The organism is Pseudomonas sp. S2_A02, assembly GCF_054668495.1.
The window spans coordinates 5,421,349-5,446,123 of sequence record NZ_CP162776.1 but is presented as its reverse complement, the minus strand read 5'-3'; the positions used below and the strand labels follow the sequence as shown (position 1 = coordinate 5,446,123).

22 protein-coding genes and 1 pseudogene are annotated in these 24,775 nt (G+C 59.4%); 8 read left to right on the top strand and 15 right to left on the bottom strand.

Going from position 1 to position 24,775, the window contains the following annotated elements; all coding sequences use genetic code 11:
• The 5 genes from AB4O41_RS24920 to AB4O41_RS24900 all read right to left on the bottom strand — a co-directional run bounded on the left by AB4O41_RS24920 (position 1) and on the right by AB4O41_RS24900 (position 4,523).
• Entirely contained in the window at positions 1-1,818 is a 1,818-nt protein-coding gene (locus tag AB4O41_RS24920) for an ABC transporter ATP-binding protein (RefSeq protein ID WP_460145067.1), read from the bottom strand.
• Positions 1,811-2,413, bottom strand: a complete 603-nt coding sequence (locus AB4O41_RS24915; protein WP_460148416.1) for a DsbA family protein — start codon at positions 2,411-2,413, stop codon at positions 1,811-1,813. Before AB4O41_RS24915 ends, AB4O41_RS24920 begins: the two co-directional genes overlap by 8 nt.
• A 39-nt stretch (positions 2,414-2,452) precedes the next feature.
• Complete coding sequence (gene trhO / locus AB4O41_RS24910; RefSeq protein ID WP_460145066.1) at positions 2,453-3,394, bottom strand: oxygen-dependent tRNA uridine(34) hydroxylase TrhO; 942 nt, start codon at positions 3,392-3,394, stop codon at positions 2,453-2,455.
• Between the two features lie 291 nt (positions 3,395-3,685).
• Complete coding sequence (locus AB4O41_RS24905; RefSeq protein WP_008005913.1) at positions 3,686-3,985, bottom strand: BolA family protein; 300 nt, start codon at positions 3,983-3,985, stop codon at positions 3,686-3,688.
• 13 nt (positions 3,986-3,998) lie between these two features.
• Positions 3,999-4,523 carry a DUF2059 domain-containing protein gene (locus AB4O41_RS24900; RefSeq protein ID WP_008005911.1) on the bottom strand — a complete coding sequence of 175 codons (525 nt, stop codon included), beginning with the start codon at positions 4,521-4,523 and terminating at the stop codon, positions 3,999-4,001.
• Between the two features lie 192 nt (positions 4,524-4,715).
• Between AB4O41_RS24900 and AB4O41_RS24895 the strand changes: the two are divergent.
• A pseudogene (locus AB4O41_RS24895) lies at positions 4,716-6,109 on the top strand (class II fumarate hydratase).
• Between the two features lie 343 nt (positions 6,110-6,452).
• Here AB4O41_RS24895 and AB4O41_RS24890 read toward each other — a convergent pair.
• The gene (locus AB4O41_RS24890) at positions 6,453-7,412 is read right to left on the bottom strand and encodes a DMT family transporter (protein WP_460145063.1); all 960 of its coding nucleotides are present in this window, start codon (positions 7,410-7,412) and stop codon (positions 6,453-6,455) included.
• A 201-nt stretch (positions 7,413-7,613) separates the two neighbouring features.
• Here AB4O41_RS24890 and AB4O41_RS24885 point away from each other — a divergent pair, with 201 nt between their 5' ends.
• Positions 7,614-7,808, top strand: coding sequence for a DUF6316 family protein (locus AB4O41_RS24885; protein WP_367372508.1), 195 nt, complete (start codon positions 7,614-7,616; stop codon positions 7,806-7,808).
• A gap of 128 nt (positions 7,809-7,936) precedes the next feature.
• Here the strand turns inward: AB4O41_RS24885 and AB4O41_RS24880 are convergent, their stop codons facing one another.
• Both AB4O41_RS24880 and pap read right to left on the bottom strand, forming a co-directional pair.
• Positions 7,937-9,121, bottom strand: coding sequence for a thiolase family protein (locus AB4O41_RS24880; RefSeq protein WP_460145061.1), 1,185 nt, complete (start codon positions 9,119-9,121; stop codon positions 7,937-7,939).
• A 105-nt stretch (positions 9,122-9,226) separates the two neighbouring features.
• The gene (gene pap / locus AB4O41_RS24875; protein WP_460145060.1) at positions 9,227-10,750 is read right to left on the bottom strand and encodes a polyphosphate:AMP phosphotransferase; all 1,524 of its coding nucleotides are present in this window, start codon (positions 10,748-10,750) and stop codon (positions 9,227-9,229) included.
• Positions 10,751-11,096: 346 nt separating this feature from the next.
• Here pap and mnmC point away from each other — a divergent pair, with 346 nt between their 5' ends.
• The 5 genes from mnmC (at position 11,097) to AB4O41_RS24850 (ending at position 18,473) form a co-directional block, all read left to right on the top strand.
• Positions 11,097-13,079, top strand: a complete 1,983-nt coding sequence (gene mnmC / locus AB4O41_RS24870; protein ID WP_460145059.1) for a bifunctional tRNA (5-methylaminomethyl-2-thiouridine)(34)-methyltransferase MnmD/FAD-dependent 5-carboxymethylaminomethyl-2-thiouridine(34) oxidoreductase MnmC — start codon at positions 11,097-11,099, stop codon at positions 13,077-13,079.
• 122 nt (positions 13,080-13,201) lie between these two features.
• Entirely contained in the window at positions 13,202-14,974 is a 1,773-nt protein-coding gene (locus AB4O41_RS24865) for an N-acetylglutaminylglutamine amidotransferase (RefSeq protein WP_460145058.1), read from the top strand.
• 3 nt (positions 14,975-14,977) lie between these two features.
• Entirely contained in the window at positions 14,978-16,723 is a 1,746-nt protein-coding gene (gene ngg / locus AB4O41_RS24860; protein ID WP_460145057.1) for an N-acetylglutaminylglutamine synthetase, read from the top strand.
• A gap of 142 nt (positions 16,724-16,865) precedes the next feature.
• The gene (locus AB4O41_RS24855) at positions 16,866-18,056 is read left to right on the top strand and encodes an osmoprotectant NAGGN system M42 family peptidase (RefSeq protein ID WP_460145056.1); all 1,191 of its coding nucleotides are present in this window, start codon (positions 16,866-16,868) and stop codon (positions 18,054-18,056) included.
• Positions 18,057-18,245: 189 nt separating this feature from the next.
• Positions 18,246-18,473: a YheU family protein gene (locus AB4O41_RS24850; RefSeq protein ID WP_025212539.1), complete on the top strand. Its 228-nt coding sequence runs from the start codon at positions 18,246-18,248 to the stop codon at positions 18,471-18,473.
• 5 nt (positions 18,474-18,478) lie between these two features.
• Here the strand turns inward: AB4O41_RS24850 and csrA are convergent, their stop codons facing one another.
• The 3 genes from csrA to AB4O41_RS24835 form a co-directional block, all read right to left on the bottom strand.
• Positions 18,479-18,664, bottom strand: a complete 186-nt coding sequence (csrA, locus tag AB4O41_RS24845) for a carbon storage regulator CsrA (protein ID WP_030132007.1) — start codon at positions 18,662-18,664, stop codon at positions 18,479-18,481.
• A gap of 153 nt (positions 18,665-18,817) precedes the next feature.
• Positions 18,818-19,150 (bottom strand): YnfA family protein, encoded by a 333-nt coding sequence (locus tag AB4O41_RS24840; protein WP_460145054.1) that lies wholly within the window; start codon positions 19,148-19,150, stop codon positions 18,818-18,820.
• Between the two features lie 64 nt (positions 19,151-19,214).
• Positions 19,215-20,030 (bottom strand): SDR family oxidoreductase, encoded by an 816-nt coding sequence (locus AB4O41_RS24835; RefSeq protein WP_367372514.1) that lies wholly within the window; start codon positions 20,028-20,030, stop codon positions 19,215-19,217.
• Between the two features lie 293 nt (positions 20,031-20,323).
• Here AB4O41_RS24835 and AB4O41_RS24830 point away from each other — a divergent pair, with 293 nt between their 5' ends.
• On the top strand, positions 20,324-20,476 hold the full coding sequence (locus AB4O41_RS24830; RefSeq protein WP_008012020.1) for a DUF3309 family protein: 153 nt from the start codon (positions 20,324-20,326) through the stop codon (positions 20,474-20,476).
• Between the two features lie 59 nt (positions 20,477-20,535).
• Here AB4O41_RS24830 and AB4O41_RS24825 read toward each other — a convergent pair whose 3' ends face one another.
• From AB4O41_RS24825 to AB4O41_RS24810, 4 genes are all read right to left on the bottom strand, one after another.
• Positions 20,536-22,629, bottom strand: a complete 2,094-nt coding sequence (locus AB4O41_RS24825) for an LTA synthase family protein (protein ID WP_460145052.1) — start codon at positions 22,627-22,629, stop codon at positions 20,536-20,538.
• 603 nt (positions 22,630-23,232) lie between these two features.
• Positions 23,233-23,835 carry an START domain-containing protein gene (locus AB4O41_RS24820; protein WP_460145051.1) on the bottom strand — a complete coding sequence of 201 codons (603 nt, stop codon included), beginning with the start codon at positions 23,833-23,835 and terminating at the stop codon, positions 23,233-23,235.
• Between the two features lie 41 nt (positions 23,836-23,876).
• Positions 23,877-24,131 (bottom strand): YkgJ family cysteine cluster protein, encoded by a 255-nt coding sequence (locus AB4O41_RS24815; RefSeq protein ID WP_367372517.1) that lies wholly within the window; start codon positions 24,129-24,131, stop codon positions 23,877-23,879.
• 165 nt (positions 24,132-24,296) lie between these two features.
• Entirely contained in the window at positions 24,297-24,764 is a 468-nt protein-coding gene (locus AB4O41_RS24810; RefSeq protein WP_460145050.1) for a translation initiation factor 2, read from the bottom strand.
• Positions 24,765-24,775: the final 11 nt, after the last annotated feature.

Below are 24,775 nucleotides of genomic sequence, written 5' to 3'. Positions count from 1 at the left end.
CTAGTGCTGCTGCAAATGCCCATAAAGCCTGGCATACAAACCACCATCGGCAATCAATTGCTGATGGTCGCCATCCTCGGCAACTTGCCCACCATCGAACACCAACACCCGGTCGGCCTGCTTCACGGCCGACAAGCGGTGCGCAATGATCAGCGTGGTGCGGTTGCTCAAGAACCGCGCCAGTGCCTGGTGCAAGTTGTATTCGGTGGCTGCGTCCAGGGCGGACGTGGCCTCGTCGAGGATCACCACTTTGGGTTCGGCCAACACCATTCGCGCAATCGCCAGGCGCTGACGCTGACCGCCGGATAAACGCACACCGGAGCGCCCGACAATACTGTCCAGACCGTTGGGCATTTCACGCACCGTGTGGTGCAGCTGAGCGATTTCCAATGCCTGCCAGCAGGCTTCGTCACTACGTTCGCGGCCCATGGTCAGGTTGGCCCGCACCGTGTCGTTGAACAGTGCCGGATGCTGCAAGACCACGGCGACATTTTCACGCACGGTTTCCAGACCGATCTCTTGCTGAGTCGAACCACCGAAACGGATGGTGCCGGTCAGCGGCGTGTACAAACCCAGCAACAACTGCACCAGGGTGCTTTTACCACCGCCGCTGGCGCCGACAATCGCGACTTTTTCACCGGGGGCAATCGACAGGTTCATTTGGTTCAACACCAACTCGTCACCGTAGCCGAAACTCAGCCCCTGAACTTCGATGCCTACCGTGTCGCGCCCCAGGAACGGGTCGACACTGCCGGTGTATTGCGGCTCATCGGCGCGGGCCAGCAACTCGTTGATTCGCGAAAGTGCACCGCCGGCAGCGTAAAAGGCGTACTGCAGGTTGAGCAGTTGCTCCACCGGACCGATCATGAACCACAGGTAGCTGAACACGGCCAACATCTGGCCGATGGACAGGTCTGAAAACAGCACGGTGAGCATGGCCGCGGCACGGAAAATATCGATGCCGAACTGGAACAGCAAACCGCTGGCACGGTTCGATGCATCGGTTTTCCATTGCGAGTTCACTGCGTAATCGCGCACTTCACGCGCTCGCTGGCCAAGCCGTCCGAGGAAAAAGCCCTGCCGATTACCGGCGCGCACTTCCTGGATGGCATCCAGGGTTTCGGTCAAGGCCTGGGTGAAGCGCGAGGTGCTGTCGTTCTCGAGTTTCTTCAGGTGTTTGACCCGTTTGCCCAACTGCACCGTGGCATAGATCACCAGCGGGTTGAACAGCAGGATCAGCAGTGCAAGTTTCCAGTGCATCCACATCAGGATGGAGGCGGTGCCCACCAGCGTCAGCATGGCCACGAGGAAACGACTGAGGGTTTCGCCGACGAATTTGTCCAGCGTGTCGAGGTCGGTGACCAGATGCGTGGTCACCGTGCCGCTGCCCAGGCTTTCGTATTCCCCCAGCGAGATACATTTGAGTCGCTCGATCAGCCGCACCCGAATCCGATACACAATGTCTTTGGCCAGCGCCGCAAACAATTTCGCCTGCACAACGTTGAACAACAACGCCGCACAGCGTAATGCCAGGGTCACCAGCAGCATCAGGCCAATGTAACCCGCGGCTTTCTGCCAGACGTCGGGCAGCGCGTGGTTCATGATTTTCAGCGCGGCATCACCGTGGCCCAGCAGTACTTCGTCCACCAGCAACGGCAACAGCAAGGGGATCGGCACGCTGCACAGCGTTGCCAATACCGCGACGCCGTTGGCGATCCACAGGGATTTTTTATGGTGAAGGGCCAAGCGACGGATTTCCGCCCAGCTCAGACGGTCGACACGCACAGCGGCTGAAACGTCGTCGGGCAGCTCATGCACAGGCAGCGCGCTCCAGCCAGCGGCCGAGCAACGGTGACAACACACTCAGAGGTTGATACCCATTGGTCAGCAACGCCAATTGACCATCACGCTCCGCCAGCAAGGTCGGGAAACCGGCAATGCCCAGGTCCTGAACCCAAGTGAAATCGGCGGCGGTGGCTGCGTGTTGATCGGCACGATCGAAGGCGGCGGCGAACTCGATGCGCGGTAAACCGGCCTGCTCTGCCAGCTCAACCAACACGCTGGCGTGGGTGACGTCGCGCCCTTCGGCGTAGAACGCGTGCTGGATCAACCCGAGCAATTTCCACGCGCAATCCGGTGCCAGGCTGCGCGCCGTCACCAGCGCCCGACACGCAGGCTCGGTGTCGTAGACGAACCCGTCGGGCAGCGCACCTTCAAACTTGAATGGCTGGCCGGTGGCCTCATGGACCGCCTGCCAGTGTTCAAGGATATAGCGCCGGGTGGTCGGCTCCAGCGCTGAGCCGCTGCCGGTGCGCAAACCGCCGACTACCAAATGCACGTCCACCCCCACTGCCTGCGCCTGCTCGACCAGCGCGTTGGCCACTGGCGCAAAACCCCAGCACCAGGAACACATCGGGTCCATCACATAGAGCAGGCGACGTGCAGACATGGTTCAAGCCTCGGAAGGAGTTTGCTTGTAGTTGTAACCGATCGGGTGCGGCATATTGCGCGCCTTGGCCAGTTCGATCTGCTTCTGCCGGTCGATGGCACTGCGACGGGTTTTCTCGCTCAGCTTATCCCAGCAATGCGGGCAACTGATGCCGGCCACATAATGCTCGGATGCACGGTCTTCGACGCTGACCGGTGTACGGCAGGCATGACATTGATCGTAGTCGCCTTCGCTGAGGTCGTGACGAACGGTCACGCGGTTATCGAACACGAAGCAGTCGCCCTGCCATTTGGTTTCCTCCTGCGGCACCTCTTCGAGGTACTTCAGGATGCCGCCCTTGAGGTGATAAACCTCGTCGAAACCCTGGCTGAGCATGTAGCTCGAAGCCTTCTCGCAACGAATGCCGCCGGTGCAGAACATCGCGACTTTTTTGTGCACGGCCGGGTCGAAGTGTTCTTTGATGTAGTCGGGAAATTCGCGAAAACTGGTGGTCTTCGGATCGATGGCGCCTTCGAAGGTGCCGATCGAGACTTCATAGTCGTTACGGGTGTCGATCAGCAGTACTTCCGGATCGCTGATCAGCGCGTTCCAGTTCTGCGGATCCACATAGGTGCCGACCTTTTTGTTCGGGTCCACGCCTTCGACGCCGAGGGTGACGATTTCTTTCTTGAGTTTGACTTTGGTGCGATAGAACGGCTGATCGTCGCAGTACGACTCTTTGTGGTCGATGTCGTCCATGCGTGGATCGTTCTTGAGCCAGGCCATCAGCCCGTCAATGCCTTCGCGGCTGCCGGACACGGTACCGTTGATGCCTTCTTCGGCGATCAGCAGGGTGCCTTTGATGCCGTTGTCGACCATTGCTTGCAGCAGCGGCTCGCGCAGGGCGACGTAATCTTCCAGGGTGACGAACTTATACAGTGCCGCCACGACAATCTGTTGTGTCATGGGTAATTCTCCAGGTGGCTACCCTCGTAAGGGGTGAACCGGATGCGAAAAAAAACGCGCCGGGTGAGCGGCGCGTTGCGGATTCTAGCAAAAACGATGTGATTTTAGGACTGTGATGTAAGGCTGGGCACAAACCTTTGTGGCGAGGGAGCTTGCTCCCGCTCGGCTGCGAAGCAGTCGTAATGCTGGCGACTGCACTCTTTCAGACAGAATGCTGTTGCAGGTTTTAGGACTGCTTCGCAGTCCAGCGGGAGCAAGCTCCTCGCCACAACAGCCCTTCAGCGCTTCACATTAATGCTTGCTGCCGCCAGCACAGGTCGGCGAAGCCGGAGCCGCGTCGATCTGTGCCCATTCTTGCGGCGTGTAGGTATGCAGCGCCAACGCATGGAACTCGCCCATCAGCTCGCCCAAAGTGCCGTACACCTTCTGGTGACGCTTGACGCGATTGAGGCCTTCGAACTGCTGGCTGACCACCACCGCCTTGAAGTGGGTCTGTAACCCACGGCTGTGCATGTGGCTTTCATCCAGCACTTGCAGATGCTCGGGCTGTAGCAGCCCGAGGGTCGATTCGATGCGTTGTTGCATGGTCATCCCCGAACTCCGCTTAAGGCTTTTTCTTGGCAGGAGCAGCGGCGCCTTTAGGCTCCAGCTCGGCCGTCATGTCAGCCAGCAGTTTGTTGACCACAGGCACCGCGCTTTCCAGCTTGGCTTGGGTCATCTGGGCCGATTGCTGAGTCAGTTGCGGCATTTTTTCCAGGACTTTCTTGCCCAGTGGCGACTGGTAGAACGCAACCAGATCCTTGAGCTCGGATTCGCTGAAATTGGTGGTGTAGAGCTTGACCATGTCCGGCTTCAGCTTGTTCCAGCCAATGGCTGCGTCCAGAGCGGCGTTGGCCTTGGCCTGGTAAGTTTCCAGCAGGGCTTTTTTCGATTCAGGGGCTTTGGTCTGTTCAAAGCGCTGAGCGAACATTTGCTGCACTTGCATGTACACCGGAGTGCCCAATTTGTCAGCGTGCGCCAGGGTCAGGAAAGCTTCGGCACTGGCGTTGTGGCTGGCGGTATCGGCAAAAACCTGGCCGCTGGCGCAAACCAGTGCAACCGCGGTACAGATGGCACGAAGACGAGTCATCGAGTTTCCTTTTCTAGCAGGCGAGGCAAAACCTCAAGGGCGTCCATTCTGCACCTAAAAAAGTGTGTCACTCAACCCCAAGCCTTGTCGTGCCTGATTTAGAGGGGTTGAACGGTCAAATTCCAGACTGATGGAACCACGGACGGCGATCACGGCCTAAACTGCGCTATCAGACCTACAGGAGTGTGCATGATGAGCCGTATTGAAACCGACAGCCTGGGCCAGGTGGAAGTCCCGGATGACGCTTACTGGGGCGCTCAGACGCAACGCTCGCTGATCAACTTCGCCATCGGCAACGAGCGCATGCCGCTGGCGGTGCTGCACGCCCTGGCCCTGATCAAGAAAGCCGCGGCGCGCGTCAACGATCGCAATGGCGACCTGCCCGCCGACATCGCCCGGCTGATCGAACAAGCCGCCGACGAAGTACTCGACGGTGATCACGACGAGCAGTTCCCACTGGTGGTCTGGCAGACCGGCAGCGGTACCCAGAGCAACATGAACGTCAACGAAGTGATCGCCGGTCGCGCCAACGAACTGGCCGGCAACCCGCGCGGCGGCAAGACTCCGGTGCACCCCAACGATCACGTCAACCGCTCCCAGAGCTCCAACGATTGCTTCCCCACGGCCATGCACATCGCGACGGCTCAGGCGGTGCAGCAGCATTTGCTGCCGGCGATCAGCGAGTTGTCTGGCGGGTTGGCGGAGTTGTCCGCACGGCACATGAAACTGGTCAAGACTGGTCGTACCCATATGATGGACGCCACGCCGATTACCTTCGGCCAGGAACTCTCGGCGTTCATCGCACAACTGGATTACGCCGAGCGGGCGATTCGCAGTGCGCTGCCGGCCGTCTGTGAGCTGGCTCAGGGCGGCACTGCGGTTGGCACTGGATTGAACTCCCCCACGGTTTTGGCGAAGCGATCGCTGCTGAACTGGCCGCCCTCTCCGGCCTGCCGTTCGTCACAGCCCATAACAAATTCGCTGCCCTGGCCGGTCACGAACCGTTGGTCACCCTCTCCGGCGCACTGAAAACCCTTGCTGTGACTCTGATGAAAATCGCCAACGACCTGCGCCTGCTGGGCTCCGGGCCGCGAGCGGGGTTTGCCGAAGTAAAATTGCCGGCCAATGAGCCGGGCAGTTCGATCATGCCAGGCAAGGTCAACCCGACTCAGTGCGAAGCGCTGTCGATGCTGGCTTGTCAGGTATTGGGCAACGACGTTGCCATCGGTTTTGCCGCCAGTCAGGGCCACCTGCAATTGAACGTGTTCAAACCGGTGATCATCCACAACCTGCTGCAATCGATCCGATTGCTGGGCGATGGCTGCAGCAACTTCCAGCAGCATTGCATTGCCGGGCTGGAACCGGATGCCGAGAAAATGGCCGAGCATTTGGAACGAGGCTTGATGCTGGTGACGGCACTGAATCCGCATATCGGTTACGACAAGTCGGCGGAAATTGCCAAGAAGGCTTACAGCGAGGGGCTGACCTTGCGCGAGGCGGCGTTGCAGCTGGGGTATCTGACGGATGAAGAGTTTGATACCTGGGTAAGGCCGGAGGACATGTTGGAGGCCGGTAAACAGGGGTGAATCTGAAAGTGATTCAATGCCTGACAGTCAGTCTTCGCGGGCAAGCCACGCTCCCACAGGTTATGTGCCGATTCCGAATATTGTGATCGACACAAAACCTGTGGGAGCGAGGCTTGCCCGCGATGAACGATAACGCGGTCTAACTGGCCGCTGACTTACAGGTCATCCGTCGATCCCGAATATTGTGATCGACACAAAACCTGTGGGAGCGAGGCTTGCCCGCGATGAACGATAACGCGGTCTAACTGGCCGCTGACTTACAGGTCATCCGTCGATCCCGAATATTGTGATCGACACAAAACCTGTGGGAGCGAGGCTTGCCCGCGATGAACGATAACGCGGTCTAACTGGCCGCCATCCGCACCCGCCGGGCACGAAGCCCGGCCATCAACGATGGCCCCAACGCCACCAGCGCCGACCCGAGCACCACCAACACCGCCCCGCCATAACCCAAGCCATTGATCTGCTCGGCATGCACATACTCCGGCCATAACCACGCAGCCACGGCCACAGCGGCAAAGGTCACCAGCGGTGTGATCGCCAGCGTCGCACTGACCCGTGAGGCTTCCCAATGGGCCAGGGCTTCAGCGAAGGCGCCGTAAGCGATCAACGTGTTCAAACAGCACGCCAGCAGCAGCCAGCCTTGCAGCGGGCTCAATTGCAGCGCCTCCAGCGGATGCACCCATGGCGTCAGCAACAGCGCACAGAACAGGTAAATCACCATCATCACCTGCAACGAATTCCACACCGTGAGCAACTGCTTCTGGCCCAAGGCATAGAAGGTCCAGACCGTGGACGCCAACAGCACCATCAGCACACCGGCGGTGTAATCGGTCAGGGAGGTGAGCAGTTCACTCAAACGCTGATTGAAGAACAGTGCAAAGCCGATCAGCAGCACCAACAGGCCAATCCCCTGCCCCACGCTAAACCGTTCCTTGAACACGAACAGACTGGCGATCAGCAACATGATCGGGCCCATTTGCACCACCAGTTGCGCGGTGCCGGGGCTGAGCAGGTTCAGGCCCATCAGGTACAGCACGTAGTTGCCCACCAGTCCGAGTACCGCCATCAACACCAGCCAGCCACCGCGCGGACCGAGAACTTTGCGACTGGGCAGGCGTTTGGTCGCCGCCAGATAAATGAACAGGAGACCGCCCGACACCAGCAGGCGAAACCAGGTCACCGTCACCGGGTCCATCACCAGCAGCACTTGTTTGAGCTTGATCGGCAGGATTCCCCACAGCAGCGCGGTCAGCAAGGCCAGGCACAAACCATAAACCCAGCGACCCGATGAAATATGCATGCTGACCCCAAAGCCGATTGGCGAAAACGCTCATTCTAGGCTCAGACCGAGGCGCGACACAGGGACAGTTGCCAACGGGCCGCGAATGAAACTGTGCAGGTCGCACCATAAAGTTGACGATATGCCGTCGATCAGGTGGCCAGGCGGGGCAAGTGGTTCATGCATAAGCTCATTGAAACCGTCACCCGCAGGAGATCGTCCATGTACGGCATGCGCGCCCAAGACAACGCCCCCGCCACTCACTTTCGTTGTGACCGCTTGTGTCGTGTGAATGGAGAGCTGTATTTCACCACGCGGGAACACACGCTGGAGGGTCCGTTTGAAAACCGGGAGACAGCGATGCGTGAGATTCAGGCGTATGTCGAGCGGATGCAGTTTTTGTGCATGAGCCGATAGACCGCGGCGCCTGCATTCGCGAGCAAGCCCGCTCCCACATTTAACCGTGTCCAACGTTGGAACTCGGTCAAGTGTGGGAGCGGGCTTGCTCGCGAATGCGGTTGATCAGGCAACAAAACACTTAAGATTTAACGCACCGCCTCAAACAACCCCGTAGCCCCCATCCCGCCCCCCACGCACATGGTGACGATGCCGTAACGCAGGTTACGCCGCTGCAACTCACGCACGATGTGCCCGACCTGACGCGAACCGGTCATGCCGAACGGATGGCCGATGGCAATCGAACCGCCATTGACGTTGTATTTGTCGTTATCGATTTCCAGCCGATTGCGGCTGTACAGGCATTGCGAGGCGAACGCTTCGTTGAGCTCCCACAGATCAATGTCGGCAACCTGCAACCCCTTGGCCTTGAGCAACTTCGGCACCGAGAACACTGGGCCGATGCCCATTTCGTCCGGTTGGCACCCGGCCACGGCAAAACCGCGGAAGAAGGCTTTGGGCTTGAGCCCCAGCGCCAAAGCTTTTTCCAGGCTCATCACCAGGGTCATCGAGGCGCCGTCGGATAATTGCGACGAGTTGCCGGCGGTCACCGAGCCGTCTTCGGCAAACACCGGTTTCAACCCGGCCAGGCTTTGCAGCGTGGTGTCCGGGCGGTTGCAGTCGTCGTGATCGACGATGCAGTCGAGGATCTGCACCTGGCCGGTGGCCTTGTCCTCAACGCGATACTTCACCGCCATCGGTACGATTTCATCGTTGAACAACCCGGCGGCCTGCGCCAGGGCGGTGCGTTGCTGGCTTTGCAGGGCGTACACATCCTGCTCGTGGCGACTGACATCGTAACGACGCGCGACGATCTCGGCAGTCTGGCCCATGGGAAAATAAATACCCGGCACCTGCTCTTTCAGCAGCGGATTAATCAGGTTGTCGGTGTTGACGCTTTTCATGGTCAGGCTGATCGACTCGACACCGCCTGCGACAATGATGTCGCTGCAGCCCGAAGCGATCTGATTGGCGGCAATGGCGATGGCCTGCAAGCCCGACGAACAGAAGCGGTTAAGGGTCATGCCCCCCGTGCCGATGCCCAAGTGCGACAGCACCGCGACGTTGCGGCCGATGTTGAAACCCTGGGCGCCTTCGTTGGAGCCGGCGCCGACGATGCAATCCTCGACGCTGCCCGGGTCGACATCATTGCGCGTGAGCAGCGCGTTGACACAGTGGGCCGCCATGTCGTCCGGACGGGTCATGTTGAACTTGCCGCGAAAGGATTTGGCCAGGCCGGTCCGTACGCTGTCGACGATCACCACTTCACGCATGGCATACACCTCATTGTTGTTGTCAGTCAGGAGTTGGACCGAGCATAAGTCCACCCTATGACTGACCGCGACAATCATTCACCCCGCGTATGCGTAGCCATCGGTTCAGCGCTTGCGCTTTTGCAGTTTCTTCTCGCGTTTGTCGGACTTTTCGAAGGCATCTTCCAGCGCCTGGTTAATAGTGCGCAGGACCTTGACCCGCGCCCAGCGCTTGTCGTTGGCTTCCACCAGTGTCCACGGCGATATCTCGGTGCTGGTGCGATCGACCATATCGCCGACGGCGGCGCGATAATCGTCCCATTTGTCGCGATTGCGCCAGTCGTCCTCAGTGATCTTGAAGCGCTTGAAGGAGATCTGTTCACGCTCCTTGAAACGCTCCATCTGAGTCTCCTTGTCGATGGCCAGCCAGAACTTGACCACGATCACTCCGGCATCGGCGATCTGCTCTTCGAAGTCGTTGATCTCGCCATAGGCGCGCATCCAGTCGGCCTTGCTGCAAAAGCCTTCGATGCGCTCCACCAGCACCCGTCCATACCAGGAACGGTCGAACACAGTGAATTTGCCCCGCGCCGGAATATGCCGCCAAAATCGCCAGAGATACGGCTGCGCCCGTTCTTCCTCGGTAGGTGCGGCGATCGGTACGATGTCGTACTGGCGGGGGTCAAGCGCTGCGGCCACCCGACGAATTGCTCCGCCCTTGCCTGCCGCGTCGTTGCCTTCGAACACCGCGATCAACGCGTGGCGACGCATGCGCTTGTCGCGCATCAGCCCGGAAAACCGTGCCTGCTCGGTAATCAGTTGCTCTTCGTAATCGTCCTTGTCCAGCTGCAGGGTCAAGTCCAGGCTGTCGAGCAGATTCAGTTGATCGACGCTGGGGAACAAGGGCGCCGCGCTGACTTTGTGCGGGTGAATCCTCGGTCTCTTCAGCGCGCTCTGCAGGCCCTCGAGCAAGATCTTGCCGACCGTCAGGCTCCGATAGCGCGCGTCGACGCCGGCGATCACATGCCACGGCGCATAGTCGCGACTGGTGCGGCGCAGCACCCGTTCGCCGTACTTCACGAACTTGTCGTAGGTCGCGGATTGTTGCCAGTCCAGCGGGCTGATGCGCCAGCTGTGCAGCGGGTCGTCGGCCAGCGACTTGAGCCGTGCTTTCATCTGTTTCTTGGAGAGGTGAAACCAGAACTTGAAGATCAGCGCGCCTTCGTCGCACAACATCTTCTCCAGTCGCTCGGCTCCGTTGATGCTTTGATCGAGTCGCGGATCCTTGAACAAACCATGAACCCGTCCTTGCAGCATCTGGCTGTACCAGTTGCCGAAGAAAATCCCCATGCGGCCCTTGGCCGGGAACATCCGCCAGTAGCGCCAGGCTGGCGGTCGCGCCAGTTCTTCGTCGGTCTGTTGATCGAAGGTGCGGACCTCGATCGAGCGCGGGTCCATCCATTCATTGAGCAATTTGACCGTCTCGCCCTTGCCGGCGCCTTCGATGCCGTTGATCAGGATGATGACCGGAAAGCGCTGTTGCTGGCGAAGTTCGAACTGCGCTTCGAGCAAGGCTTCACGCAACGCTGGCACTTCGGCTTCATAGGTTTCTTTGTCGATGGCATGACCGATTTCGGCGGATTCGAACATAGAGAGCAGCTCCTTCCAGGATTGAGCAAGACTAGCGGATTGGGCAGGTGGTCATCAGAGAAATTCCCTGAGGAGCTTTTGTGGCGAGGGGGCTTGCCCCAGTGCCGGTAAGTCAAGAAATTTGAACGACGAAAATCCTGTGGGAGCGTGGCTTGCCCGCGAAGAATGCACCACGGTTTTTCAGGTATTACGCGTCATCGTTCTTCGCGGGCAAGCACGCTCCCACAGGTTCTGCGTCTAATTACCGGTAAATTTTCTCTGCCCCATCGCCCTTATGCCTTGCCATGGATCAAGCACCGCAGCAGCGATCGGCTAGAATGGCCACCTTGCCGTTACCGAGCCTGCCATGAAACCTGTATTGCCCCACGCCCAGCTCGACTGGGACGACCAAGGTCGCCCGCGTTCGCGGGTGTTCGATGATGTGTATTTTTCCGACCTGTCGGGCCTTGAAGAAACCCGTTACGTGTTTCTGGAGCAAAACGATTTGCGCGACCGCTTCGCCGCATTGCCGGCAAGTGGTCGACTGGTGATTGGTGAAACCGGGTTCGGTACCGGGCTGAATTTTCTCTGTGCCTGGCAGTTGTTCGAACAGCACGCGGTGGCCGGTGCGCGGCTGCATTTTGTCAGTGTCGAAAAGTACCCGCTGAGCGCGCCCGATCTGCAACGAGCCTTGGCCTTATGGCCGGAGCTCAAGCCGTTTGCCGATCAATTGCTGGCGCAATACGTGGCGATCCATCAGGGCTTTCAGCGCCTGCTGCTGGACAACGGCCGCATCACCCTGACCTTGCTGGTCGGCGATGCACTTGAGCAGTTGCCGCAACTGGATGCGCAGATCGACGCCTGGTTTCTCGACGGTTTCGCCCCGGCGAAAAACCCTGACATGTGGACCGCCGAATTGTTTGCCGAACTGGCTCGCCTCGCGGCACCCGGCTCGACCATCAGCACCTTCACCAGCACCGGCTGGGTACGCCGTTTGTTGAACGCGGCGGGTTTCAAGATGAAACGCACGCCTGGCATCGGCCATAAATGGGAAATTTTGCGGGGCACCTTCCTCGGTTGGCCTGAAGAGGCCACTAAACCAGCCGCGACAAAACCCTGGTTCGCTCGCCCACAACCGCTGACCGGCGAACGCCGCGCCCTGGTGATCGGCGCCGGGCTGGCCGGTTGCGCGAGTGCTGCCAGCCTGGCCGCTCGGGGTTGGCAAGTGAGCCTGCTGGATCGCCACGAAGCACTGGCGCAGGAAGCCTCGGGCAATCCTCAAGGGGTGCTGTACCTCAAGCTTTCGGCCCATGGCACGGCGTTGTCGCAATTGATCGTCAGCGGTTTTGGCTACACCCGACGCCTGCTGGAACAGCTGCAACGTGGTGTCGACTGGGACGATTGCGGGGTCTTGCAACTGGCCTTCAATGCCAAGGAAGCCGAGCGTCAGGCGCAATTGGCCGCGGCCTTTTCACCGAGCCTGGTGCACCTGCTCGATCAATCCCAGGCCCAGACCCGAGCCGGCATCGAATTGGCGCACGGCGGCTTGTTCTACCCTGAAGGCGGCTGGGTTCATCCGCCCGCGTTGTGCCAGTGGCAAGCGTCCTCAACGAACATCCAGTGGCTGCCCCATCGCGAGGTGCTGGAACTGCGCAAGGTCGATGATCAGTGGCAGGCCTGGGACGCAGATGCATTGCTGGCCAGCGCGCCCGTGGTGATTCTGGCCGGTGCCGCCGAGATCAAGCGTTTTCCACACAGCACCGATCTGCCCCTCAAACGCATTCGCGGCCAGATCACCCGACTGGCGCAAACCCCTGAAAGCCAGAGCCTGGCGACCGTCGTCTGCGCAGAAGGCTATGTGGCGCCCGCACGCCTGGGCGAACACACCCTCGGCGCCAGCTTCGATTTCAAAAGTGATGAGCTAACCCCGACCGTCGCCGAACACCTCGGCAACCTGGCGTTGCTCGAGGAAATCTCCGCTGATCTGGTCGCCCGTCTGCATGTTCCAGACCTGGACCCGCAGCAACTGGAAGGACGCGCGGCATTCCGCTGTACCAGCCCGGATTACCTGCCGATCGTCGGACCGTTGGCTGAACAAGTCGCCTTCGCCGAGGCCTATGCCGCGCTGAGCAAAGATGCCCGGCAAGCGCCCGATGTTCCCTGCCCATGGCTCGATGGTTTTTACGTCAACAGCGGTCACGGTTCTCGCGGTTTGATCACCGCGCCGTTGTCTGGCGAGCTGTTGGCGGCATGGCTTGAAAACGAGCCGTTGCCGCTGCCAAAAACAGTCGCCGAGGCCTGCCATCCCAACCGCTTTGCCTTGCGCCAATTGATCCGCGGAAAAGCCTGACACGCAGCCTTATAACTTATCGGTCTAAAACTCCAGGGATTCACATGGGTCAGTTTCCGAGTACCCGCCGTTTTTGGCGCGTATCGATTGACCCTCCCCAACGGAAAAACCGGTAAGGACTTATGTGCGGATTAGCTGGAGAATTACGTTTCGACCATCAACCTGCGGACCTCGCAGCCATAGAACGAATCACCCATCACCTGGCCCCTCGTGGCCCTGATGCATGGGGCTTCCACAGCCAGGGGCCGATTGCCCTGGGCCATCGGCGCCTGAAAATCATGGACCTGTCGGACGGCTCGGCGCAGCCGATGATCGACAACCAACTGGGCCTGTCCCTGGCCTTCAACGGCGCGATCTACAACTTCCCGGAACTGCGCACCGAGCTGGAAAGCCTCGGTTATGCCTTCTATTCCGGCGGCGACACCGAAGTGCTGCTCAAGGGTTATCACGCCTGGGGCGAAGCCTTGTTGCCCAAACTCAACGGCATGTTCGCCTTCGCCATTTGGGAGCGCGACGCCAAGCGTCTGTTCATTGCCCGCGACCGTCTCGGCGTAAAACCCTTGTACCTGTCGCGCACCGGTCAACGCCTGCGCTTTGCCTCGGCCCTGCCAGCGTTGCTCAAGGGCGGCGACATCAACCCGATTCTCGATCCAGTCGCGCTCAATCATTATCTGAATTTCCACGCCGTGGTCCCGGCCCCGCGCACCTTGCTCGCGGGCATCGAAAAGCTGCCCCCAGCGAGCTGGATGCGCATTGAAGCGGACGGCACCACCGAGCAGAAAACCTGGTGGACCCTGCCCTACGGCCCCCACGCCGACGAACTGAACCTGACCCTCGAAGACTGGCGCGATCGCGTGCTCGACAGCACCCGTGATGCGGTAGCGATCCGTCAACGGGCGGCGGTGGATGTCGGCGTGCTGCTTTCCGGTGGTGTCGACTCGAGTCTGTTGGTGGGCCTGTTGCGCGAAGTCGGGGTCGAAGACTTGTCGACCTTTTCCATCGGTTTCCAGGATGCCGGTGGCGAACGCGGTGACGAGTTCCAGTATTCGGACCTGATCGCCAAGCACTACGGCACACAACATCACCAACTGCGCATCGACGAAAAAGAGATCATCGAGCAACTGCCCGCGGCGTTCCGCGCCATGAGCGAGCCGATGGTCAGCCATGACTGCATCGCGTTCTATCTGCTGTCGCGCGAAGTAGCCAAGCACTGCAAGGTGGTGCAAAGCGGCCAAGGCGCGGACGAGTTGTTCGCCGGGTATCACTGGTATCCACAGGTGGACGGTGCGAGTGATCCGTACGCGGCGTATCGCGATGCGTTTTTCGACCGCAGCTACGCCGACTACGCCGCCACGGTGCAGCCGAAATGGCTGACGGCCAACGACGCGGCCGGCGACTTCGTGAAAGAACATTTCGCTCAGCCCGGTGCCGATGCAGCCGTGGACAAAGCCCTGCGTCTGGACAGTACCGTGATGCTGGTGGATGACCCGGTCAAACGGGTCGACAACATGACCATGGCCTGGGGCCTGGAAGCGCGTACGCCATTTCTCGACTATCGCCTGGTGGAATTGTCGGCACGGGTGCCGGGGAAATTCAAACTGCCGGACGGCGGCAAACAAGTCTTGAAAGAAGCAGCGCGACTGGTCATTCCGAGTGATGTGATCGACCGCAAAAAGGGTTACTTCCCGGTCCCAGGCCTCAAGCATTTGCAGGGCGATACGCTGAACTGGGTGCGTGAACTGCTGCTCGATCCGAGTCAGGATCGTGGCCTGTTCAACCCCGCCATGCTCGACCGCCTGCTGACCGATCCGCAAGGTCAACTGACCCCGTTGCGCGGCTCCAAGCTGTGGCAATTGGCAGCCCTGAACCTGTGGCTCAGTGAACAAGGAATCTGATCGATGAAACCTCACGCTACGGCTTATAGCCAACGCTTGTTGCGCGGTCAGGCGCCCTCTTACGAACGCTTGCAGGCGCGCCTGGCCGAAGACGGCAGTGAATTGGGCGCCGCGCCAATCGCGGTGCATTGCGGCTGGGGCCGGTTGCTGATCGGCCATACCTTTCCCGATGCCGCGAGCCTTGCCCTAGAGCTGCTCAATGAGCAGCCCGGCGAGCGGGACATCGCCTTGTACGTTGCCGCGCCCCAGCAAGTGCTGGGGCTGGAGCCGGCGCAGCTGTTTCTCGACCCGTCCGACACCTTGCGCCTGTGGTTCAGCGATTACCGTCAGGCCACCCGGGTGTTTCGCGGCTTCCGCATCCGTCGGGCGCAAAGCGAGGCGGACTGGCAGGCCGTCAATCAGCTGTATCAGGCGCGCGGCATGCTGCCGATTGATGCGAGTTTGCTGACGCCTCACCACCAGGGCGGCCCGGTTTATTGGCTGGCCGAAGATGAGGACAGCGGCGCGATCATCGGCAGCGTCATGGGCCTGAATCATCACAAGGCATTCAACGACCCGGAAAACGGCAGCAGCCTGTGGTGTCTGGCGGTCGATCCGCAATGTTCCCGCCCAGGCGTCGGTGGAGTGCTGGTGCGGCACTTGATCGAACACTTCATGAGCCGCGGTCTGAGTTACCTGGACCTGTCCGTGTTGCACAACAACCGTCAGGCGAAAAGCCTTTACGCCAAGCTCGGTTTTCGCAACTTGTCGACCTTTGCCATCAAGCGCAAAAACGGCATCAACCAGCCTTTGTTTCTCGGCCCCGGCCCCGAAGCCGAGTTCAATCCGTATGCGCGAATCATCGTCGAGGAGGCGCATCGCCGCGGCATTGATGTGCAGGTGGATGACGCACAAGCCGGTCTGTTCACCTTGATTCACGGCAGTCGTCGGGTACGTTGCCGCGAATCCCTGAGCGATCTGACCAGCGCCATCAGCATGACGTTGTGCCAGGACAAAAGCCTGACCCACAAGGTGCTGAGAAACGCCGGTCTTAAACTGCCCGCCCAACAACTGGCGGGGAGCGCGGACGACAATCTGGCGTTTCTCGACGAGCACGAACGGGTGGTGGTCAAACCGCTGGACGGTGAACAGGGCCAAGGTGTGGCGGTGGATTTACGCACCATCGAAGAGGTCCAGCAAGCCATCGAAAGCGCTCGTAAATTCGATAGTCGAGTACTGCTGGAAAGTTTTCACGAAGGCCTCGACTTGCGGATTCTGGTGATCGGTTTTGAGGTGGTCGCGGCCGCCATTCGCCGGCCGGCGGAAGTGGTGGGCGATGGTCAGCATTCCATCGGTGCGCTGATCGAGGCCCAGAGCCGTCGCCGTCAGGCGGCGACCAGCGGTGAAAGCAAAATCCCGCAGGACCATGAGACCCAGCGCACGTTGCAGGCTGCGGGTTATGACTACAACAGCATTCTGCCGGCCGGCGAGCATCTGTTCGTACGGCGCACGGCGAATCTTCATACCGGCGGCATTCTTGAAGACGTCACGGCGATTCTGCATCCGACCTTGGTGGATGCGGCAGTGTGCGCGGCGCGGGCGCTGGATATTCCGATGGTCGGGCTCGACCTGATGGTGCCGGCCGCTGATCAGCCGGAGTATGTGTTTATCGAAGCCAATGAACGCGCCGGGCTGGCCAACCACGAACCGCAGCCGACGGCCGAGCGGTTTGTGGATTTGTTGTTTCCGCATAGTCAGCCGGCGGTTTGACATTGATGTGATGATCGTTCCCACGCTCCGCATGGGAATGACTCCTCGGACGCTCCGCGTCCGCTTGGGACGCAGAGCGTCCCTGGCTGCATTCCCACGCAGAGCGTGGGAACGATCAGCTCTCAACCCATCAGGAGTTTCCATGACCAGCAAAATTCCCGAACCGGATCTCAATTACCTGCAAAAAGTCCTGCTGGAAATGCTCGCCATTCCCAGCCCCACCGGGTTCACCGACACCATCGTGCGTTACGTCGCCGAACGTCTCGAAGAGCTGGGCATTCCCTTTGAGATGACTCGTCGCGGCACCATCCGCGCCACCCTCAAGGGCAAGAAGAACAGCCCGGACCGCGCCGTCTCCGCTCACCTGGACACCATTGGCGCGGCGGTTCGCGCGATCAAGGACAACGGTCGCCTGACCCTGGCGCCAGTCGGTTGCTGGTCCAGCCGTTTTGCCGAAGGCAGCCGCGTCAGTTTGTTCACCGACAACGGCGTGATTCGCGGCAGCGTGTTGCCGCTGATGGCTTCCGGGCACGCGTTCAATACTGCCGTGGATGAAATGCCGATCAGTTGGGATCACATCGAGTTGCGCCTGGACGCCTACTGCGCCACCCGCGCCGATTGCGATTCGCTGGGGATCAGCATCGGTGATTTCGTCGCCTTCGACCCGTTGCCGGAGTTCACCGAAAGCGGCCACATCAGTGCCCGTCACCTCGATGACAAGGCCGGCGTTGCCGCACTGCTGGCGGCGCTGAAAGCGATTGTCGACAGCGGCGAAGAGTTGATGATCGACTGCCATCCGCTGTTCACCATCACCGAAGAAACCGGCAGCGGTGCGGCGGCGGCCCTGCCCTGGGATGTCAGCGAATTCGTCGGTATCGACATCGCGCCGGTCGCGCCCGGCCAGCACTCCAGCGAACACGCAGTAAGCGTGGCCATGCAGGATTCCGGTGGGCCTTATGACTATCACCTGTCGCGCCACTTGCTGCGGCTTGCCAGTGACAATGAACTGCCGGCGCGCCGTGACCTGTTCCGCTATTACTTCAGCGATGCTCACTCAGCCGTCACTGCCGGCCACGACATTCGCACCGCCCTGCTGGCCTTCGGTTGCGACGCCACCCACGGCTACGAACGCACCCACATCGACAGCCTCGCCGCCCTCAGCCGCCTGCTCGGCGCCTACATCCTCAGCCCGCCGGTGTTCGCCAGCGATGCACAACCGGCCAAGGGATCACTGGACCGGTTCAGTCACCAGATCGAACACGAGACGCAGATGGAAAGCGATACGCGGGTGCCGTCGGTCGATAGTTTGATTGGGCAGCGCACAGAAAGCTGAATCAAATTCGGGATAGGTAGCGCATGGAATATCGCCATCGCGAGCAGGCTCGCTCCCACAGGAGTACACCGTTAACTGTGGGAGCGAGCCTGCTCGCGATGGCGGTAGATCTGGCACCACATGAGCCCCAGGCTAGCCGCCACCGCCCATTCGCCGTAGCATCGCGCCATTGTTTAGCCGAGGTGCCTTATGCTGATCCCCCACGACCAACTTGAAGTCGATACGCTGACCCGTCTGATCGAGGATTTCGTGACCCGCGACGGCACGGACAATGGCGATGACACACCGCTGGAAACCCGCGTCTTGCGTGTTCGTCAGGCATTGACCAAGGGCCAGGCGCTGATCGTCTTCGATCCGGACAGCGAGCAATGCCAGTTGATGCTCAAGCACGACGTGCCCAAGCATCTGTTCGACTGAGGTTCTTAACGAGCTTTCGCTTTGGCCTGTTTGATCTGGATGCGCTCATAGACCTCGGCGCGATGTACGTTGACCTGCTGCGGCGCTTCAACACCGAAGCGCACGCTGCTTCCGTTGACGGCGAGAACCCGCACGGTGATGTTGTCACCAATGGAAATCAACTCGCCCACAACGCGACTAAGTACAAGCATGGCATTCATCCTTCAGGGTTACCGGCCCTTGAAGATGCCCGGCGCGTAGCGGGTCTTCAATGCAACAGCAGCAAAACAGTCTCTCCCTACAGCGCAGAATGCATCGCCCTGACGGACGCATCCGACAAACCGGTTGAATGAAGGACCAATCCTTCAGGAAACGGAAAAACGCGGGCCAAACAGGATGACGCTCGCCCCGATCACACACAGCGCCACGCCAATCCAGTCCGAGCCCAGCGGACGAATCCGCTCGACCACCGCTAGCCAGCCGATCGAGGCAATGATGTAGATGCCACCGTAGGCGGCATAGGCGCGGCCGGCGTAGCTCGCTTCGACCCGGGTCAGCAGCACCGCAAACAAGATCAGGCTGAGCAACGCCGGAATGATCCACCAAGCGCTTCTACCCTGGCGCAACCACATCCAGAAGGCGAAGCAGCCAGCGATTTCGAACAGCGCGGCGAGGAAAAACCACAGGTAATTGATCATGCAGATGTCTCGCGAGAATGGCCAGTTGCGGCCACCCTAACGACGGTATTGCGCACGGGCAAGTTCAGCCTGCGGATTGTTTGGCCTTGGCGCGCATTTTGTCGGCCATCACGGTCATTTCGTTGTAGAGCAACTGGGGATCCTTTTGCTTGATCGCCCAGGCCATACGGCCCTGTTCGTGAGGCAGGATCAAGAATTCGCCGGCGGCGACCTGCTGATAAATGTAATCGGCAATGTCGGCAGCGCTGATCGGCGAGCTTTCCAGTAATTTGCCGACCTGGGCTTTCATGGCCGGGGTCGGGCCGCGGAAAGAGTCCAGCAAGTTGGTCTGGAAGAACGACGGGCAGACCACATGCACGCTGACTTCCTCGTGGGCCAGTTCGATCAACAGACTTTCGGACAAAGCCACCACACCCGCCTTGGCCACGTTGTAGTTGCTCATGGCCGGACCTTGCATCAGCGCTGCCATCGAAGCGATGTTGATGATCTTGCCTTTGCTTTTCGCAAGCAACGGAAGGAAGGCCTTGCAGCCCTTGACCACGCCCATCAGGTTGATCGCGATCTGCCAGTCCCAGTCTTCCAGCGACAGTTCACTGAAGAACCCGCCCGAAGCCACGCCGGCGTTGTTGACGATGACATCGATGCCGCCAAACTTCTCTTCACAGGCCTGGGCGAAAGCCGTCAGCTGGCTGTAGTCGCGCACGTCGCAACGCTGGATGAAACCGTCACCGCCGGCTTCGCGAACCAGTTTCAGGGTTTCTTGCAGGCCAGGTTCACTGACATCCGACAAGGCCAGCTGCCAGCCTTCACGCGCCCAGCGCAGCGCGATTTCGCGACCCAGGCCTGAGCCCGCGCCAGTGATCATCATGCGATTTTGCATAGCAAACAGCCTTGTTGTTCCGGGGAAGATGCACCGAGTGTAGCGAAGGATAATGCGCGACCCACGCTCCATCAGATTGCTGAATGGCCAGCAATGAACCACGGCGCGGTCCGGTTGTTTCAACTTTGAGACGCCGTAAAAGAAATAAACGTGCTTTCCAAATACATTAAAAAAACCTGGAATTTTTCTTCATATCCATGAGTCGGATTTTGTAAGCAGCTAGGATTAATACAAGTCCAGCTGATGGCTAAAACCCTAGGTCAATCCACAACGCTTCCAACAAGGAAACAGACATGGGCACAATTCTTATCGTTATTCTTATCCTGTTGTTGATAGGTGGCTTGCCGGTCTTCCCGCACTCCAGAAGTTGGGGTTACGGCCCGTCCGGTATCATCGGCGTAGTGTTGGTGGTGCTGTTGATCCTGCTGCTACTGGGCAAGATATAAAGATTTTCCGGCAAAAAAAGAGGCCCTGCGAAGGGCCTCTTTTCTATTGCGCGAAAAACTTAGTCCGGCTTGCCGTCCACCACACCAGCGGTGTTATCGATCAGGCTTTTAGTGGCCGTCTGAATGAACGACTCGAGCTTCTGTTTGAGCGCCGCTTCGTCAGCCGATGCCGGGATCACTTCACCTTTCGGGTTGGCGCCCAGTTCGTATTGATACAACTTCGGCGGCATCTCTTTGGGCAGTACCAGCACACGATCCGCGGTGAGCAACGCGACCGTCTGATCGCTGCCCGACGGCTTGATCACGCCAAAGCCCTTGTCGCCTTCAGGCAGGTTCAGCAAGTCGCGACCCCAGCATTGATGAACCACATCGCCACCGATACGGCCCATGATGGTCGGCACGATATCGATCTGGGTGCCGACGGTGTGGTCGACCTGGCCGAATTTTTCCTGGACGCCCGGCCCGATCAACAGCATCGGTACGTTGAAGCGACCCAGGTCCATTTCGGTAATTTGCTGTTCGTTGCCAAAACCGTGGTCGCCTACGACCACGAACAGGGTTTCCTTGAAGTACGGCTCTTTGCGGGCCTGTTCAAAGAACTGACCCAACGCCCAGTCGGAGTAGCGCATAGCGGTCAAGTGTTCGTTGAGGCTGCCCCGATCGGTCACAGGCTTCACTGGCAATGGCGTCGGCAAAGCGTACGGAGTGTGGTTGGACAGCGTTTGCAGCAAGGCATAGAACGGCTTCTTGTCCTTGCCATCGCGGGCCTTCAATTCTTCCAGGCCACGGTTGAACATGTCCTGGTCGGACACGCCCCAGGTCGGATCGGAGAACACCGGGTTGACGAAGTCATTACGCCCGATGAAATTGGTCATGCCCTGGTTGCTGAAGAAGCCCGACTGGTTGTCCCAGGCGAAGTCGCCGTTGTAGACATATACATCGTCGTAGTCACGGGCACTGAGCAACTGCGGCAGGCCGGACAGTTTGTGGCTGCCTTCCGGCGTCTGCATCAGGTATTCGAAACCCGGCAAGTTCGGGAAGCAGGCCATAGTGGCGAACATACCCTGGTGGGTATGGGTGCCGTTGGAGAAGAAACGGTCGAACAACAGGCCTTCTTTCGACAGTTTGTCGAAGTACGGCGTGATTTCACCCGGACGACCCAGAGCGCCCACCGAGTGACCGGCGAAGCTTTCCATCAGGATCACCACGACGTTCTTGATCGGCAGCGTCTTGTTGGTGTCGGGGCTGTAGTTGCGACGCACCGCGGCAGTCTCGGGATCGACCAGCTTGTCGCTCGGAGTCAGCAACAAATCGCGCACGGTCTGCTGGGCTTGAGGCTGTGGCAGTGTGGCTTTCCAGATGTTGTCGCGATCTTCGGACATCCGGCTCTTGGCCGCCGCGATCAGCGACAGCGTGCCGTTGAGGCCCAACTGGTTGGCGAAGTTCGAGTCGGTGGTGTAAACGTCCCCCCAACGCAGCGGCGGGCCTTGACGCAGAGTGCCACGAGCGGCGACCACGCAGACCAGCAGGCAGACCACGAACACCACGCCCCGCGCATACCATGGAGCGACCTGCCGCGTACTGATGCTGCCACCGCTGAACGGCCCGCGAGGACGCGTGGCGCGGTCGGCGCCCTTGAATGCGAGGGTCAGAATCAACGTGCCTAGGGCCCAGGCCAACAGGTAACGAACCACCGGAAAACCGTACCAGAGCATGCTCATCACGGTTTTCGGGTCTTCTTTCACGTACTGGAAGACCAGACCGTTGAGGCGCTGGTGGAATTCGCGGTAAAAGTCCATCTCCATCAGGCCAAGGAACAGCGCGATGCTCGAGGCAACGGTCAGCCACAGCCGGAAGAACCCGCGGGCGGCCATGGCCCGGGCGCTGAACAATGCCAGCAGCAGCGGAATGCTGAGGTAAACCACCAGACGCAAGTCGAAACGCAGGCCGTTGGCGAACGCTTCCAGAAAGGTCGAAGCCGGTGTGTCGAGGATCATCGAGCTGTTGTAGACCAGCAGCGCCACGCGCAGCAGGCTGAACATGACCATCATGACCAGGGCACACAACAGTGTGTAGGCCAGATGCGATTTGACGGTCGGTTGCAGCAGGCGACTAGAAGCTCGCTGCTGACTCAGGGCGTCCGGGTTTGCCATGTCGTTTTAGGACCCATTGGAAGTTGAAGTTTCAAAAATACAGCGGCGCCTTGCCTGATGCCGGTCGGTTAACCTGTGGGAGCGGGCTTGCTCGCGAAAGGTGGCGGCACAGTCAACATTGATGTCGTCTGACACACCGCTTTCGCGAGCAAGCCCGCTCCCACATGAATTGCGTTTAACTGACCGGCATCAGCTGCCTCGCCCTCTGTTGGCCATCCTCGGCCCCGGGGCTTGCGCGGTGCGCAAATGTTGCACGATCAACCGCAGCATTACCATTGATTACTGACCCGCAGGCCAGACTGTCGCTTGTAGCGTTCTGGGACAAGAGACGTGGCGCAAAGTTGCGGAGGCTAACGGGTTGGGGCGCGGGTGAATTGTCTTGGAGACTTTGTGAAAATTTCGTTCAACGCATATCCAGAAACAAAATAAAGTCGTGATACTGAACCTGTGGCGAGGGAGCTTGCTCCCGTTGGACTGCCAAGCAGTCCCATTCTTTTTGGGGATAAGCGGGGCCACTTCGCGGCCCAGCGGGAGCAAGCTCCCTCGCCACAGGTTATGCATCGGGGTGTTTGTCGAACAGACCATATCCAAAGAGTTGGGTGGTTATTTCTCGGCGCGTTCTTTCAGGGCTTTGAGGGTATTGAATGGCGCGTCGACCACAAACTTGTTGGCCAACCACGATGGCACGCTGCCGCCGGGTTCGGTATGGGCCTGATAAGTCACTTCGACTTGATCGCCTTTAGGCACGAGCTTCCAGAAACCTTTGACCTGGGCGACCCGTACAAAACCTTTTTCTTCCGGAAGGTACTTGGGCTGCCCTTCCAACTCGCGGGTCACGCTGCCATCGGCGCTTTCAACGGTGGTGACATGCAATACGGAGTCGCGAGGAGTGACCGGCCAAGGGGTATTGAACTGGGTGTAGGTCCAGCTCTGGTTGCCTTCATGTTTGAGCAACTTCTGAGTCTTGCACTCGTGAATCCATGCACAGGCACCCGGCACGTCTTCCTGCAATGCACGCAGTTTGGCCATGGTGGTCTTCATGACGGTCACGCCACGGTAAGCCTTGTATTGGGAACCGGCCACTTCACTCAAGGACACCTTGATGCCCTCTTCTTCCTTGGCGGTTTTCCATTCTTCGGCCTGGGCCGTGGAGGCCAGCAAAACCGTCAAACCACACAGCACAGCCATACGATGCAGCGAACCCATAGTCTTATTCCTTATTGTTGAAGTTCCGTTCGTTGAACACATCACGCGGCCGTCATTTGCTCCCACCAGCCCAGCAACTTGATCGCTTCGTCGCTGCTGCTTCCGCAGACCTCGACATCGGCTTCAAATGCCGAACACACCGCAGGACGTTCCGGCTTGCCGAAAATGTTGCACAGGTTATCGGCAGACAGCTGTATGCAACGTTCTCCGGCGGCTTTGCCATTGGGCATTCCCGGAATCGGCGAACTGATGGAAGGGGCAATGCAACAGGCGCCACAGCCTTCACGGCATCTCATGACGACAAGCTCCTCGCGATGGGCAATGTATTAAAGGGACGTGGCACAGAGTAACGTCTAAAACGACTGTTTAAAATTACCTGAGCCCGGGTTTTTTCGCTCAAACGAACGTGACTGACCAGTCTCCGACAAAGCGTCTGGTCCGCGGGTCACGAATGGGGGGATTTACTGCTTGAACTCGATATCCAGTGCCGCGCCCTCAACTTCCCGACGCTCTTCATTGCGCAACTGCAGCTGCATTTCATTGCTGAGCAGGCGACCGTTGAGCTGGAACGGGCTGCTCTTGTCACCGAACATTTGCGGCAACAGCGCATCGTGTCGGGGCAACTGTACCGTGCCGACCGGCTTCAGTTCTTCGACCATGTCCTTGGGCAGGCTCAAGTCGAGACTTGCGGAAGGGAGTTTGGTTTTCACCACTTCACTGGCCGGTTTCGACTTGGAAGCAATGGGGGAACGTTTTTTGACCGCCGCAGCCTTCTTTTTGGCCGGCGCGTTTTTTTTGACCTGTGCCGTTTTTTTCGCGGTGGTGCTGGCTGTCGGTTTTTCCTGAACGGAAGCCGCCATGACGCCTTCCGGGTGACAGGTCATTAACAGGCAGATCAACAACCAGGCGGCAGGAAAAATCGGCTTCATGGACCCAACGG